Origin of the sequence: Protofrankia sp. BMG5.30, from assembly GCF_001983005.1 — a bacterium.
In the GTDB taxonomy this organism is placed as follows: domain Bacteria; phylum Actinomycetota; class Actinomycetes; order Frankiales; family Frankiaceae; genus Protofrankia; species Protofrankia coriariae.
The window spans coordinates 1-14604 of the sequence record NZ_MOME01000070.1 but is presented as its reverse complement, the minus strand read 5'-3'; the positions used below and the strand labels follow the sequence as shown (position 1 = coordinate 14604).

General features: G+C 70.4%; 14 protein-coding genes. 7 read left to right on the top strand and 7 right to left on the bottom strand.

What is annotated here, in order from left to right; translation table 11 throughout:
* Window positions 1-199: 199 nt before the first annotated feature.
* The gene (locus BL254_RS23860; protein WP_139342479.1) at window positions 200-898 is read left to right on the top strand and encodes a hypothetical protein; all 699 of its coding nucleotides are present in this window, start codon (window positions 200-202) and stop codon (window positions 896-898) included.
* Window positions 899-991: 93 nt separating this feature from the next.
* Here the strand turns inward: BL254_RS23860 and BL254_RS23855 are convergent, their stop codons facing one another.
* The 4 genes from BL254_RS23855 to hppD all read right to left on the bottom strand — a co-directional run bounded on the left by BL254_RS23855 (window position 992) and on the right by hppD (window position 5544).
* Window positions 992-1459: a hypothetical protein gene (locus BL254_RS23855; protein ID WP_076845247.1), complete on the bottom strand. Its 468-nt coding sequence runs from the start codon at window positions 1457-1459 to the stop codon at window positions 992-994.
* Window positions 1460-1665: 206 nt separating this feature from the next.
* The gene (gene fahA / locus BL254_RS23850; RefSeq protein ID WP_076845245.1) at window positions 1666-2949 is read right to left on the bottom strand and encodes a fumarylacetoacetase; all 1284 of its coding nucleotides are present in this window, start codon (window positions 2947-2949) and stop codon (window positions 1666-1668) included.
* Between the two features lie 13 nt (window positions 2950-2962).
* Window positions 2963-4234, bottom strand: coding sequence for a homogentisate 1,2-dioxygenase (locus BL254_RS23845; protein WP_076845243.1), 1272 nt, complete (start codon window positions 4232-4234; stop codon window positions 2963-2965).
* A gap of 68 nt (window positions 4235-4302) precedes the next feature.
* Entirely contained in the window at window positions 4303-5544 is a 1242-nt protein-coding gene (hppD, locus tag BL254_RS23840) for a 4-hydroxyphenylpyruvate dioxygenase (protein WP_047224277.1), read from the bottom strand.
* Window positions 5545-6314: 770 nt separating this feature from the next.
* On the opposite strand from hppD, the gene BL254_RS27490 reads away from it, so the two are divergent.
* On the top strand, window positions 6315-6650 hold the full coding sequence (locus BL254_RS27490) for a hypothetical protein (protein WP_013873274.1): 336 nt from the start codon (window positions 6315-6317) through the stop codon (window positions 6648-6650).
* Between the two features lie 253 nt (window positions 6651-6903).
* Here the strand turns inward: BL254_RS27490 and BL254_RS23830 are convergent, their stop codons facing one another.
* Entirely contained in the window at window positions 6904-8301 is a 1398-nt protein-coding gene (locus BL254_RS23830; RefSeq protein WP_052914816.1) for an aldehyde dehydrogenase family protein, read from the bottom strand.
* 403 nt (window positions 8302-8704) lie between these two features.
* Here BL254_RS23830 and BL254_RS23825 point away from each other — a divergent pair, with 403 nt between their 5' ends.
* The 3 genes from BL254_RS23825 (at window position 8705) to BL254_RS23815 (ending at window position 12017) form a co-directional block, all read left to right on the top strand.
* Window positions 8705-10012, top strand: a complete 1308-nt coding sequence (locus BL254_RS23825) for a YibE/F family protein (RefSeq protein ID WP_052914815.1) — start codon at window positions 8705-8707, stop codon at window positions 10010-10012.
* A gap of 178 nt (window positions 10013-10190) precedes the next feature.
* A complete protein-coding gene (locus BL254_RS23820; protein ID WP_047224274.1) occupies window positions 10191-11243 on the top strand; it encodes an AAA family ATPase in 1053 nt (350 codons plus the stop codon).
* Window positions 11244-11276: 33 nt separating this feature from the next.
* A complete protein-coding gene (locus BL254_RS23815) occupies window positions 11277-12017 on the top strand; it encodes a SagB family peptide dehydrogenase (RefSeq protein ID WP_047224273.1) in 741 nt (246 codons plus the stop codon).
* Window positions 12018-12131: 114 nt separating this feature from the next.
* Here the strand turns inward: BL254_RS23815 and BL254_RS23810 are convergent, their stop codons facing one another.
* Both BL254_RS23810 and BL254_RS23805 read right to left on the bottom strand, forming a co-directional pair.
* Window positions 12132-12830, bottom strand: a complete 699-nt coding sequence (locus BL254_RS23810) for a phosphotransferase family protein (protein WP_083731360.1) — start codon at window positions 12828-12830, stop codon at window positions 12132-12134.
* Window positions 12827-13423, bottom strand: a complete 597-nt coding sequence (locus BL254_RS23805) for a hypothetical protein (protein ID WP_052914813.1) — start codon at window positions 13421-13423, stop codon at window positions 12827-12829. The genes BL254_RS23810 and BL254_RS23805 overlap by 4 nt, the downstream gene beginning before the upstream one ends.
* 84 nt (window positions 13424-13507) lie before the next feature.
* Between BL254_RS23805 and cyaB the strand changes: the two genes are divergently transcribed.
* Window positions 13508-14062 carry a class IV adenylate cyclase gene (gene cyaB / locus BL254_RS23800; RefSeq protein WP_052914812.1) on the top strand — a complete coding sequence of 185 codons (555 nt, stop codon included), beginning with the start codon at window positions 13508-13510 and terminating at the stop codon, window positions 14060-14062.
* A 189-nt stretch (window positions 14063-14251) separates the two neighbouring features.
* Window positions 14252-14604, top strand: a 353-nt coding sequence (locus tag BL254_RS23795; protein WP_175648471.1) for a transposase, incomplete at its 3' end; no start/stop codon positions are given.

Below are 14604 nucleotides of genomic sequence, written 5' to 3'. Positions count from 1 at the left end.
CGCGCTGATGGCAGACATACTTCCCTGTCCCTCTTTCCCGCCCGCGCCGCTGTAACCTCCCCGGCTGCATATCTGGAACACGCTCGCAACGCACCCCCGCCGCCGAGAGGCAGGGACAATCGGCATCATGGTGGATGAGGAAGGATCGAGCACCGAGAAAAGCGGTCGGTTCAGAAGTGCGTGGCGCGAGGCGTGGGCTGTGAGCAACCGCGCGTACGCTGAGGGGGAGGAGCGTGGCAGGCAGCAGCACGCCGCCAGGCAGGATCGGCTGCGCGACGGCACGACCGCCATCGAGATCCGGGAGACGTTCGGGCGTGCCACCGGGCGGATCGTCCGGCGCACGCCGCTGGCGATCGCGCTGGGGATCGGCGCGGTGTACCTCGGTCGCATCGGGTTAGCCGGGATCCTCCACTACGGCTTCGGAGGCGCGTTCCTGGCGAGCCTCGCAGGCGTGGCCGGAGCCATCACCGCCGGGTTCCTCACCCTGCTGCTGACCGCCTCCGTGACGCAGCTCGTCATGCGGGCCGCGCGCAACGCCCTGCTGGCGGCCGCGGACGAACGCGGGCTCACCCTCGCCACCGACATCGAGGGTGATCTCCCCCCCGGCGGCGGGCCGGCGCGGTTCGCCTGGGGCGAGGTGAAGAGCCTCGCCCGCTACGYGACCTACCAACTGGAGGCGGACGAGGAGTTCCCGACAACCCGCCCGCCCGAGTACCTCGTCGTGACGACTCACGACGGCCGCATCGTGCGCACCCTCGTGGACGGGCCTCGGAAACCCTGGCGGCGCCTCATGCTCGTCGCGCGCGACGTCGGCCGGGTGGCGGACGTGAGCGGCATCGACAACAGCTTCTCGCACTACACGGACACCGATCCCTTCCACCTCCGGTTCGGGAAGTGACCCCCTGCATGGAACCGTGGGCGGGCTACAACCACGAAGCCGCGTGAATACCGGGCGATCTGTTCTCGTCAGAGCTTCTTGGGAGGGCCTTCGTCACGCTCGTAGGACGGTGATGGTGCGGCCGGCGGGACTGGTGACGGTGTCGATGAAGAACAGCACCAGTGGCCGCGGGCAGGTCCGCGCCCACGCCGTGAGCGCGGCCGCCAGCAGGTCCGCCTCGGACGCCCGCGGCCACACCGGCGGACGCAGCTCCGCTGGCAGAGCGAGCTCCGCACGCCGGCGGATCTCACCGAGGATGCCGAGCTGCGCCGCGCCGTAGTCGTCGCCGGCGGCCTCACCCAGCTCGCAGGAGAAGTGCAGCGCAGCGTACCGGCCAGCGGCGGTCAGCTCGTTGGCGAGCGCATGCGGGGTGGTGGTCTTACCCGTCTGCCGGGGGGCGTGGACGACGAAGTAGCCCTCCTGATCGATAAGGCCGGGTGCCGCCGGCAGCCGTGGCGCCGCCGGGATCATGTAGTCGATCCCGGGCCGGCGCAGGCCGGCGGTGTTGAACCGGCGGCTCATCGATCGTCGCTCTTCATGGGACTGACGGATGGGGCATGTTCCGTTCACCACCCTACGCACCCACCGACCACTGATCGACGATCTACCGCATCAGGACACCGGCGCGCCTCCGCCGCCAGCGGTCAGCCGTCGACGTCGTGCCGCCCTCGATCACCGGATCATGACAACGAGGAGACAAGTGGCTGCCATGGCAGCCACTTTCGTACTCATTCCCCTTGACCGACGGCTTTGGGAGGCAGGATGCGGGCGCGTACCTCGCCGAGGCCGATGGCGGTCGCGTTCGGGCCGGGAGCGGTGCCGGTGATGACGATCTCGTCGCCGTCCTCGAGGAAGGTGCGGGTCGAGCCGTCGGGGAGGGTCAGGGGCTGGGTCCCGTTCCAGGTGAGCTCGATGAGCGACCCGTACTGCGCGCGGGTGGGGCCACTGACCGTGCCGGAGGCAAGCAGGTCACCGGTGCGCAGCGGCGCGCCGCCCGCCGTCAGGTGGGCGAGCTGCTGGGCCAGCGTCCAGTACATGCCGGCGAACGGCGGCCGGGAGAGCGGATGCCCGTTGAGGGAGATCTCAAGCTCGATGTCGAAGCCCCCCGGCGGCGCGCCGGTGTCGTCGAGGTGGGGCAGCGGACGCGGGTCGCGCGGCGGTGCGGGCACCCGGGCGTGCCGCAGCGCGTCGAGCGGCACGATCCAGGCGGACACGGAGGTGGCGAACGCCTTGCCGAGGAACGGGCCGAGCGGGACGTACTCCCACGCCTGGATGTCGCGGGCGGACCAGTCGTTGACCAGGCAGACACCGAAGACGTGCCGCTCCGCCGCCGCCAGCGGGACGGGACTCCCCGGCCGCGAGGGGGTGCCGACGACGAAGCCGACCTCGGCCTCGATGTCCAGCCGCGCCGTCGGCGCGAACGTGATCTCGCCGTCCGGGGCGTGCAGCTGCCCGCGCGGGCGCACGACCGGCGTCCCGGAGACGACAACGGTGCCGGACCGGCCGTGGTAGCCGATCGGCAGGTGCTTCCAGTTGGGGGTGAGGGGGTTGCCGTCCGGGCGCAGGATGCGGCCCAGGTTGGTGGCGTGGTGTTCACTGGCGTAGAAGTCCACGTATTCGGCGACCGTGAACGGCAGGCGCGGTGTCGCCGCGGCGGCCGGTACCAGCAGCGGCTCGACGGCGCGCCGGTACCGTTCGTCGACGAGCCAGCGCGTCACCTGGGACCGGACCTGTGACCACGTCGTGGGGCCGGCGGCCAGCAGCCGGTCGAGGCTGCCGGTGGTGAACAGCCCGGCCTGCTCCGGCAGGAGCGTGCCGGCGGCCGTGGTCAGGTCCAGGATGTGCTCGCCGATCGCGACGCCGACGCGCGCGCCCGGCGCGTCCGGCGTGGTGAAGCTCCCGTAGGGCAGCGTGCGTATCCCAAAGGGATGGTCGTGCTCCACCTCGACCCAGGACGCGCGGGACGCGGCGGCGTCGAGCGGCCCGGCCGGCGGCGGGGTGTCCGGCGTCATCGGCTGTCCGGTGTTATTGGGTGCTCGGTGTTATTGGGTGCTCGGTGTTATTGGGTGCTCGGTGTCGTCGGCTGTCCCCGTCCGCCCAGGTCCAGGCGTAGCGGCCGTCGTCGCAGGCAAGGGCACCCTCACCGAGCTCGAGTGGGCGGAAGGTGTCGACCATGACCGCGAGCTCGTCGACGGACTCCACCCCGAGTGAACGCTCCACCGCGCCCGGCTGCGGGCCGTGCGTGTGCCCGCCCGGATGCAGGCTGACCGAGCCCGGCCCGATGCCGGAGCCCCCGCGCGCCGCATAGTCCCCGCCGCAGTAGAACATCACCTCGTCGGAGTCGACGTTGGAATGGTAGTAGGGCACCGGCACGGCCAGCGGGTGGTAGTCGACCTTGCGGGGGACGAAGTTGCAGATCATGACGTTGCGGCCGGCGAAGACCTGGTGGACGGGCGGCGGCTGGTGCACCCGTCCGGTGACCGGCTCGAAGTCGGCGATGTTGAACGTGTAGGGGTACAGGCAGCCGTCCCAGCCCACCACGTCGAACGGATGGCTGGGGCAGCGGTAGCGGGTCCCGGCGACACCGCCGTTGGCACCGCGTGAGTGGTGGTGCTTGACGAGCACCTCCACGTCGGTTCCGGTCACCAGCAGCGGCCCGGCGGGCGGGCGCAGGTCCCGCTCGCAGTACGGTGCGTGCTCCAGGAACTGCCCGTGCCGGGACAGGTAGCGCGGCGGCGGGGCGAGGTGGGAGTTCGCCTCGATGACGTACACGCGCAGCGGCGTGGCCGGGTCCGGGACCCAGCGGTGGGTGACGCCCCGGGGTATGATCACGTAGTCGCCCTGGCGGGCGTCGAGCGTGCCGAAGACCGTCTCCACGGTTGCCGCGCCGGCTTCGACGTACCCGCACTCGTCGCCGGTGGTGTTGCGGTACAGCGGGCTGGCCGCGCCCGCGACGACGTAGCAGATGCGCACGTCGGCGTTGCCGAGGATCAGCCGCCGTCCCGTGACCACGTCGATGTCCCCGGGCTGTGTCCCGGGTTGTGTCCCGTCGAACAGTGCCGGCAGCCGGAAGTGCCGGGGCAGCAGCGGGATGTTCGGGTGGGTGGTCAGGTCCGCGGGCCTCCAGGGCGTGGCGTCGACGATCGCGGCGGGCACTCCGGTGTGGTAGAGCAGCGCGCTGTCCCCGGCGAAGCCTTCCGCGCCCATCAGCTCCTCGCGGTAGAGACCTCCGTCGGGGCGGCGGTGCTGGGTGTGCCGTTTGGGCGGAACGTCGCCCACGGCCCGGTAGTGGGGCATGGCATGTCCTTCCCGTCCTTCCCGCCCGGCACCCCTGGCGTCTTACCGTGTCCCGGGCGGCCCCGGCGTCAGAGGTTGCCGCGTCTGGCCTGCTCACGCTCGATGGCCTCGAACAGCGCCCGGAAGTTTCCGACGCCGAAACCGAGCGCCCCGTGCCGCTCGATGAACTCGAGGAACACCGTCGGCCGGTCGCCGATCGGCCTGGTGAAGATCTGCAGCAGATAGCCGTCCTCGTCGCGGTCGACCAGGATGCCGCGGGCGCGCAGCTCCTCGACCGGTACCCGCACCTCGCCGACGCGGGCGCGCAGCCCGGGGTCGCGATAGTAGGCGTCCGGGGTGTCGAGGAACTCCACGCCCCGGGCCCGCAGGACGTCCACGGTGGTGATGATGTCGCTGGTGGCCAGCGCCAGGTGCTGGACGCCGGGACCGTCGTAGAAGTCGAGGTACTCGTCGATCTGGGAGCGCCGGGCGCTGACGGCCGGCTCGTTGAGGGGGAGCTTCACCCGGTGGTTGCCGTTGGTGACCACCTTGCTCATCAGCGCCGAGTACCTGGTGGCGACGTCCCCGCCGACGAACTCCGCCATGGTGGTGAAGCCCATCACCCGGTTGTAGAAGGCGACCCACTCGTCCAGCCGGCCCAGCTCCACGTTGCCCACCACGTGGTCGAGCGCTTGGAACAGCCGGCCGGGCCCGCCTGCTGGCCGCGCCTGGCCGGACGTGTCGCTGGTGTCGCCGGTACGGCTGGTGTCGCCGGTACGGCTGACGTAGCCGGGCAGGTAGGGGCCGGTGTACCGGCTGCGGTCGACGAGGCTGTGCCGGGTCTCGCCGTAGGTGGCGATGGCGGCGACGCGGACGGTGCCGTGCTCGTCGCGCAGGTCGTGGGGCTCCTCGACGACCGTCGCCCCCCGCGCGCGGGCGTGGGCGACGCAGCGGTCGACGTCGGGGACCTCCAGGGCGATGTCGATCACCCCTTCCCCGTGCCGGCGGTGGTGGCGCAGCAGGGGGGACGCCGAGTCGACCCCGCCCTTGAGGACGAACCGGACCGCTCCGGAGCGCAGCACGTACGCCTTGTGGTCACGGTTGCCGGTCTCGGGCCCGCTGTAGGCGATCAGTTCCATGCCGAACACGGTCTGGTAGAACAGCGCGGCCTGGGTGGCGTTGCCGACCGACCACACGACAGCGTCCCAGCCCGAGACCGGGAAGGGGTCGGCGGCCGTGTCGTGCTCCACCAGCCCGACGAGGCGGCGCATCTGGTCGAGGTCGGGTTCCATCGACCACTGCCGGCTGGTGGAGGTCTCGCTGCCGCTCATGACCGAGCCTCCGTGGAGTCGAGGACGGGGTTCCTGCCGGACAGTAAGCACACCGCACGAACAAATACCTGTGCAACTTCTCTGTTCGGCCTACCGGGACACCCCACAGGGGCTGAGCGAGCCCACGGCGCCGGCACCGGGCGGGGCGGAACGGGCCGCGCCCACCGCGCCGGATGCTTCTCCCGCACCGGGCCTCTCGGCATCGGACGGGCGGCCGGCCGCCGGGTGGCCGCGGGACTGTCCGGCGGTGGGCACCGATGACACGGTCCGCCGCCAGGGCGGTGGCGACCCGTTGCCGCGCGGTGGCGGCCCGCTGCCGCTCCACCACCGGTGGTCCCGTCCACGGCGGGACGTGTGGCACTGCTCCACCACCGGTGGTCCCGGCGTTCTTCGCAATGGTCCCGGCATTTTCCGCGATGGTCCTCAGGTGATGTCGACAACCGGGCGTGGCCTGGCCGGCGGAGGCAGAATTCGTGACGGCCGGTCGTCGGCCACCGTGACAGTGTCCGTTTCGGAGTGGGACAACGCATACCGTCGACGCCGACGGTGACCGTGGTACAGCAAATACCGTTGCCCGGAGCACTGTGGGCCCGGACCGCCATCCGGCCCGGGTCGGTTCCTGTGACATACACGTACTGCGCCGGGAATAGTCCCCGCCCGGCCCGGCACATGGCCTAACGTGAACGAGACGCGGCTACCATTTCGTTTTTCGGGAGTTCGCGTTGCTGCAGGTTCTATCGGATGAATGCGTTGGGAGGTAGGTGTTACCCGTGCAGAACGACAAGAATTCGATAGTCCGGAGGGTCCTCGCCGGCGCGACCGTGGCGCTCGGTGCCGCGGCCTTCATCGGTCTGGGCACCTCTGTCGCAACCGCAAGCAGCGTAGACGCCGGTGCCACCACCGTCGTGGGTGCTGACGCGGGTGTCGGTGTCGGCCCGATCGTCGGCCCGGTTGGCCCCATCGGCCCCGTGGGTCCTGTCGGCCCCGTCGGGCCGGTCGGCCCCGTCGGCCCCGTCGGCCCTGTTGGTGTCGGCCCGATCGTCGGCCCGGTTGGTCCGATCGTCGGTCCGGTCGGCGTCGGCCCGATCGTCGGCCCGATCGTCTGACCAGCACCAACACCTGACTGGCACCAACACGGTGTGACGGCGCGACTCCGACAGCAACTCGCCGACAACAAGTGGTGAGCGGACGTTGAGCCAGCATTATCGAAATACAGCTCGATCGCACCGGCGGGACCGGCACCGATGACGGATCCCGCCGGTGCGCCTTCTCCCGGGCGCCGCCAGACCCGCCCCGGGTTCGGGCAGCACCCGTGGCCGGGGCGGGCCGGACAGCCAGCGTCAGAAAAGCTCAGAAAAATCAGAAAAGGCGGCGCAACAGCTTCTTCTTCCATGCCGTGCGCGGCGGGTAGAGCAGTGGCGGATCAGGCCGGGCCGGTTTCGTGACGACCGCTCGGCGGTGACTGAGCGCCTCGAATCCCCACCGGCCGTGGTAGGCACCGATCCCGCTGTCACCGACTCCCCCGAAGGGCAGCTGCGGGACGAGGACGTGCACCGCCAGGTGGTTGACGACGACACCGCCGGAGCTTGTTTCGCGCAGCACCCGCCGCACCACCGTTTTCGAACCGGTGAAAAGATACAGGGCGAGCGGCTTCGGCCGTGCGTTGACAAAAGCGATCGCCTCGTCGAGGGAGCCGACCGTCAGAACGGGCAGAATCGGCCCGAATATCTCCTGGGTCATCAGCTCCGAGGCCGGGTCCGGATCGAGCACGACCGTCGCCTCGACGGTGATCGTGTCGGGATCGCCGCCGCCGCCGACCACGACCTGCCCGCGGTGTCCGTCGAGCACGCGGCGCAGCCGGTCGAACTGCCGTGCGTTCACGATCCGCTGCACGGGCTCGTCCCGCTCGAACCGCTCCAGCGTGGCCCGGACCCTGGCAACGAACTCGTCCCGGACCGAGCTGTCGACGAGAACGTAGTCGGGGGCGATACAGGTCTGGCCGGCGTTCAGCAGCTTCACCGAGACGATCCGCTGGGCGGCGACGTCCAGGTCGGCGTCTGGCGTGACAATGACCGGGCTCTTGCCGCCCAGCTCCAGGGTCACCGGGGTGAGGTGCCGCGCCGCGGCCTCCATCACCTGCTTACCGGTCTCTGTTCCACCGGTGAAGAAGACGTGGTCGAGCCCCTGCGCCACCAGCTGCCGGGTGACGGTGGCATCCCCCTCGCACACGGCGACCGCGTCCGCGTCCAGGTACTCCGGCAGCAGGCGGGCGAGCAGCGCGGAGGTCGCGGGCGCGTGCTCGGACGGCTTGACCACGACGGCGTTGCCCGCGGCGAGCGCCCCGACGAGCGGGGACAGCGTCAGGTAGACCGGGTAGTTCCACGGGCCGACGACGAGCACCACGCCCAGCGGTTCGTACTGGTAGAAACCCCTGCCCGGCAGCATGTTCACCGGCAGCGACGTCCGCCGTGGGCGCGCCCATCCCCGCAGGTGCCTGCGGGCGTGGGCGGCTTCGGCGCGGGTGCTGGCGATGTCCCCGAACCAGGCGTTGTGGGCGTCACGCCCGAGGTCGGCGCCGAGCGCGGCGACAATGTCGTCCTCCCGTTGGGTGAGCAGGCGTTCGATCGCGCCGAGCTGCCGCAGCCGCCACGCGACATCGCGGGTGCGGCCCGTCGCGAACGTCCGGCGCAGCCGCTCGACCGTCGCGGCGGCATCGGGCCGGGCCTGCGCAACCGGTCCCGACGTGACCACGGCCATGCCCGTCCCCGCCTTTCCTGCCCGCTCGGTCCTCGTCCCCGGTCCTCGTCCCCGGTGTCCCCTGTCGGTCCCCGTCGGAGACACACCCCAATGACCGGTGTGCGCCAGATTCCATGTTTTTGGACGGCTCCGGCGAGGTGGCTCCAGCTGAAATCGTAACGGCCGGAAAAGCTTCGCCGGCGGTGCGACGAGCGCAAAGCTTAATGATCATGAATACCTGGAGCGGCCACCGGCGCGAGCTCACGCGGGCCCGCTCCCCCGGCCGTGGCACGAGACCCTCGAGACAACCGTGCCCACCCGGCATCAACCACACTCAGGTGGCATGGGGCACAACCACGGCCGTTCCACCCCCGCGCATGGTCACGCGGCGCCCGGCAGAACGTCACGCAGGGCCGCGACCGCGATGGCCGCGGCCATCGCGGTGATCCTCGTCCTCACCGTCGCGGGCGCCGTCCTGCTGTGGCCGAACACCACCCCCCGCCACGCCCCGAGCCAGCTGCGCGACCTCACCGGCGGCGCCCCCGACCTCGTCGACGCGACGATCGGACGCGCCGGGCAGGGCCCCTGCCCGGACCCCAGCGGCGCGGGYCCCTCCCCCGCCGCCTGCGACCAGCTCGACATCGTCCTGACCGGCCGGCCCGCGCCCGGCAACCAGATCCATCTGGACGTCCCCGTGGATCCGACCCGTCCCGCGTACGAGCCGGGCGACCGGATCCGTCTCGCCCCGACGGTCGACACCAGCGGCCAGCCCACCTACTACATCGTGGACTTCCAGCGCGCGGCGCCGCTGGGCTGGATCGCCGCGCTCACCGCCGTCATGGTCGTGGCCGTCGCCCGCTGGCGTGGGCTCGCCGCGCTCGCCGGCCTCGTCCTGACCTATCTCGTAATCGTCAGGTTCACGTTGCCGTCCCTGCTCGACGGGCACTCCCCCGTCTCGGTGGCGCTGACCACCGGCGCGGCGCTGATGGTCGGCCTGCTCTATCTCGCCCACGGTGTCTCCGCCCGCACCACGGTCGCGCTGCTGGACACCCTCGCCAGCCTCGCCCTGACCGCCGCGCTCGGTGCCGCGGCCATCGACCTCGCCCACATCACCGGCCTCGGTTCCGACGAGGACGTCACCCTCAAGGCCTTCGCCGGCGAGCTCAGCCTGCCCGGTCTCGTGCTCGCCAGCGTCATCATCGGCTCGCTCGGGCTGATCAACGACATGACCGTCACCCAGGCCGCGGCCGTCTGGGAGGTCTCCGACGCCGCCCCCGACACCCCGGTGCGCCACCTCTACCGGGCCGGGATGCGGGTCGGACGTGACCACATCGCCTCCAGCGTCTACACCCTCGCCCTCGCCTACGCCGGTGCCGCCCTGCCCACCCTGCTCCTGTTCACCCTCGCCGACCGCGCCAGCGCGGACGTCGCCACCTCCGAACTCGTCGCCACCGAGATCGTCCGTACCGCGGCCGGCACCGTCGGCCTCGTCGCCTCCGTGCCGCTCACCACCGCCATCGCCGCCCTCGTCGTCTCCCGCCGCCGGCCGGCGGACGCGGGCACGGGCGCGGCCCCGCCCGACACGGATGGTGCCGCCGTCACCGGTCGCGCCCGACATCCCGGCTCCGGCTCAGCCGCGTCATCCCCGTCTAACGCGGATGGCGCTGTCGCCGCCGGCCACCCCGCCGACACCCAGCCGTTGACCTATCGCGCGAGCCCCGGCCGTTCGTAGCGGCGAACCGCGCTCCCCGCGGCGCCTCGGGGCGTTCCCGGCCGTCGCTCGGCCGCTCGGCGCGCCGCCGGTCGGCCGCCCGCCAGGCCCGCCCGGCACACCACCATTAACGAAAACGATTACTATTACAGTATGCTGTGCTGATCGTAGCAGTGTCGCCACGACATCGGAGCCCAGCATGAAGATCGCGTTCGTCGGCAAGGGCGGCAGCGGCAAGACCACGCTGTCCGCGCTGTTCTGCCGGCATCTGGCCGCCCACGGCCACCCCGTCCTGGCCATCGACGCCGACATCAACCAGCACCTCGGCGCCGCCCTCGGCCTCGACGACGACACCACGCCACCCCCGATGGGCGAACACCTCGACGCGATCAAGGACTACCTGAGGGGAGACAACCCGCGCATCCCGTCCGCGTCGGTGATGGTGAAGACGACCCCGCCCGGCTCCGGATCACGGCTGCTGTCGGTGATCGGCCACAACCCGCTGTGGGCACGCTTCGGTGTCGACGTCGCCGGCATGCGACTGCTGGCCACCGGCGCGTTCACCGAGGACGACCTCGGCGTGGCCTGCTTCCACTCCAAGCTCGGAGCCGTCGAGCTGCTGCTCAACCATCTGCTCGACACCGCGGGCGAATACGTGGTGGTCGACATGACCGCCGGCGCCGACGCGTTCGCCTCCGGCCTGTTCACCCGTTTCGACCACACCTTCCTGGTCTGCGAACCCACTCGCAAGGCAGTTGCGGTGCACCGGCAGTACCGCCGGTACGCCGCCGACTTCGACGTCACCCTCTCCGTGATCGGGAACAAGGTCACAGACGACGAGGACGTCGCGTTCCTGCGCCGGGAGGTCGGTGACGACCTGCTGGTCTGTCTCACCCAGTCGGCGCCGGTACGCGCGATGGAACAGGGCCGGCCGTTCGGCATCGGCGACCTGGAGCCGGCGAACCTGGCCGCGCTGGCCGAGATCCAGCGCGCGGTCGACAGCACCGTCCGGGACTGGGACCGCTTCGTCGCCCAGATGCACGACATCCACCTGCGCAACGCCGTGGCCTGGGCCAACGACGCGACCGGCGTGGACCTGGCCGACCAGATCGAGCCCGGCTTCCGGCCCACCCCCGGGCTGGTACCAGCGGCCCGCACCGCGCCCGACCGCACGACGCCCGACCGCGGTACGCCCAGCCTCAGCGTGCCCAGCCACGCGGCGTCCGGCCACACCGCCGGCCGGACGGCCTGACCGGGTCGTTTCGGCGGGCCGGCGAGGACGAACATGAGTGACACCGCGGACGCGATCAGCCGTATCCAGCGGATCCAGGATCTCCTCAACGGCCCGCCGAACCGGGAGGCCGTCCTTGACGGGCTGTCCGCGGGCACCGGGCGGATCGCGTTACCCCGAGCGCGGCCGGACATCCCGGTCGGCCTCGGCCAGATCCTTGCCGCCCGCAAGTCCCGTTATCGGTTTCATGCCGACCCACCAGACGCGCGGGAGCTGTCGTCGCTGTTGCGGTGGGCTCTCGGACCACAGCGGACGGTCCGGCTGCCCACCGGCGCCGAGCACCGGATGCGGATGGCCCCGTCCGCGGGCGGGCTGCCGTCGCTGGCGGTGTACGTCGCGGTCAGACCCGGCGGCGACCTACCCGGCGGGGTGTTCCGCCACGAGGCCGACGACGATCCGGACGTCCAGCATCTGGAGACGCTGTGGTCCGGCGACCCGACGGCGGCGCTGCGCTCGGTGCTGGCCCAGCCCGACTTCGCCGAACGGGCGCCGATCACTCTCCTTCTGGTCGCCCGGCTGGACACCACGCTCGTGAAATACCCGATCCGCCACTACCGGACGCTGCACGTCGACTCGGGCATCGCCGTCCAGAACCTCTACCTGGTCGCGACCGCCCTCGACCTGGCCGGCTGCGCGGTAACAGGCTTCGACGACCACCTGATCACACAACTACTACGCCTACCCGACACGATGTTTCCCACAGCCCTGTTCCCCCTCGGCCGGCGGCCGGCATAGCCGACGGCCGCTCCCCCGCTCGACTGGCGACCCCATAACCGCCGGATGGTCTCCTCAGCACCAATGACGGCATTCGTGTCCGAATCCTCGCTTCGCGCTTTGGCCCTGAGTTTCCTATCCGATTGCTGCCCATCCCCACGGCCGCTCTCCCCGCCTTCCCCGCAGACAGTCCACACGCCCCTGCGCTTCCGTTCGGAAGTCCGTTCTCATGGCTGCTTGCTGCACCCCGTAGCAAGTAATTCTTAGTTCTCGGATGCCTCTCAACAGCTCGTAGCCCGGCCAGGCCGTCACGTCGTGGCCGTAGGCATCGACGAACTCGGCGTACTCCGCTTGGCTGATCGTTCCAGTCGAGCCCACCTTGATCGCGGTCGACACCAGATCCCATTCCGGTGGCCCGACCGAGCACCGCTCCAGGTCGAGCAGTATTCCTGTCCGCTCCTCGGTAGCCACAACATTGCCCAGCCAGGCATCGCCGTGCACCACGCGGTGGGGCAGGCCCGGCGGCAGGTCGGGCCACCGTGTTTCCAGATCCGCAAGGTGCTGACGGAGCCAGTCACGATCATCCTCGGCAAGCCATTCGGCCAGGTCGATCCGTTCGCGCAACCGGGTGAACGGCAGCAGCGGGCCGAGCTCGTGGCCCGTATGGCTGACTCGGGCGATGACGCCGACCGCAAGCCGGTAGATCGTGTTTTCGCCAGCACGGACCAGCACGGCACCGGCGACCGGCAGCCCAGCCGCGTCGACGGCGACCTGCAATGCGTGGCTGGCGTCGGTACTCAACTCAGGAGGCGACGCGCCCTCTGCGGTTGTCACGCGGGCTGCACAACGGTGTCGATCCGCCGCCGCAGGTGAGCGACCTGATCGACACGACGGTGTCTGCTGGCGAAGCGGCTCAACTCACGTACCTCATCGGCCAGCCGCCGGGAGTGAATCCTGCCCACCGTATCCAGCGCGCCCCCGCCGATCAGGGCCGCTTCTTGGGGGTCGCCGGTCGTCATCGTCAACGACGCCAACTTGATCTGACTGAGTGCCTGCGACCGTGCATAGGTTGCCGCGTGGCCCTTCGCTGCTCCGCTGAGGCGCGTGACTGCTTCGGGGGCGTACCGCCTGTCCAGTATGGCGAGGTCGAACAGCGCGTGGCCGGTATCGCCGACGTGCTGGGCGGTGTCGTAGTACACCATCCACGCTGGGTCGTTGGTCGGGTTGGCGTGGGCGAACTCGGCATCGGCCATCCCGACGGCCCGAAGYGCCTCCGCTACCCGGCCCAGCTTGGCATTCGCACGTGCCCGGCCGGTGTAGAGCATGGCCCGCTCGGTCGGCGTGAGTCGCTCGCTACGGATGAAGCCGATGTCGATCAATGTCAGGCCCATGTCGGGGTCGCCGCGCCAGATGGCCTGGCGAGCCATCGTCGAGAGCACCTTGGCCCGTAGGTGCCAGTTGCCGGATTCCTCGGCTCCACCAACCCACCCTGTAACCCGGAAAGGACACCCGTGCAGTACATCGAGGTCGAGAAGAAGTTCACGCTGCCCGACCCGGCCGTCCTCAAGGCTGCGCTCGAAAGGCTCGGCGCCAAGCCCAGCGAGCCGACTCGGCAGGTCGACGTCTACTACAACGCCCCGCACCGCGACTTCCTCGCGCCAACAGTGGTGTCGGAGTGGTTGCGCATCAGAACCGAAGGGCGTGGCTCGTCCGTCAACTTCAAGCGCTGGCACCCCGTCGAAGCCGCCGTCAAGACGCACGCTGACGAGTACGAGTCCAAGGTCGACGACGTCGAGGCCATCCGCCGGCTCCTCGAAGCACTCGACTTCACGCCGCTGGTGACCGTCGACAAGACCCGCGAAGAGTGGAAGCTGCCCGAGGTCGAGGTCGTCTTCGACCACGTGGAGGGCGCCGGACACTTCGTCGAGTTCGAATTCAAAGGCGACGCCAACGACGTCGAGGACGCCACCGTCCGGCTGGAAGACTTCATCGACTCCCTCGGGGTGGCTCTGGGTGAGCCGATCAACCGCGGCTACCCACACATCCTCCTTGACCGCGAGCACTGAGCCGGCAACCGGGCACCGGGGGCACCGACTGGCCGCACGCAGCGGCTCGGCCACTACGTCACCCTGACAACCGCAGACCCAGACCGTTTTCGAACCGGGGGACTGTTTCAAGATCGGTGTTTCCGGCCCGACACGCCGGGCCCTCGGGGTCCGGCGGGATGGGCACTGTGAGTGATGACATCGGGTGATATGACCCCTCGCAAGCAAGATCGTGAATCGGGGCGGCAGCTGTCGCCGGAGCAGGCCGCTGCGGCGGCTTTGGTCGCGGACGCGAAGGCGCGTGGGCTGGCGCTGACGGGGCCGGACGGGCTGTTGAAGCTGTTCACCAAGGCGGTGCTGGAAACGGCTTTGGCCGAGGAGATGACCGAGCATCTCGGCCATGAGAAGAACCGGGTACCGGCGGAGCGGGAATCGACCAACGTCCGTAACGGCAGCCGGACGAAGACGGTCGTTTCCGAGGCGGCCGGTGAGGTGGAGATCTCGGTTCCGAGGGACCGGGAGGGCACGTTCGAGCCGCGGATCGTGAAGAAGCGGCAGCGGCG

Excerpts from the sequence above, each read along its gene's own strand:
- BL254_RS23830 (WP_052914816.1), bottom strand. The coding sequence starts at position 8,301 with ATGGCCGTGGTCACGTCGGGACCGGTTGCGCAGGCCCGGCCCGATGCC.
- BL254_RS23845 (WP_076845243.1), bottom strand. The coding sequence starts at position 4,234 with ATGCCCCACTACCGGGCCGTGGGCGACGTTCCGCCCAAACGGCACACC.
- hppD (WP_047224277.1), bottom strand. The coding sequence starts at position 5,544 with ATGAGCGGCAGCGAGACCTCCACCAGCCGGCAGTGGTCGATGGAACCC.
- BL254_RS23815 (WP_047224273.1), top strand. The coding sequence starts at position 11,277 with ATGAGTGACACCGCGGACGCGATCAGCCGTATCCAGCGGATCCAGGAT.
- BL254_RS23820 (WP_047224274.1), top strand. The coding sequence starts at position 10,191 with ATGAAGATCGCGTTCGTCGGCAAGGGCGGCAGCGGCAAGACCACGCTG.
- fahA (WP_076845245.1), bottom strand. The coding sequence starts at position 2,949 with ATGACGCCGGACACCCCGCCGCCGGCCGGGCCGCTCGACGCCGCCGCG.
- BL254_RS23855 (WP_076845247.1), bottom strand. The coding sequence starts at position 1,459 with ATGAGCCGCCGGTTCAACACCGCCGGCCTGCGCCGGCCCGGGATCGAC.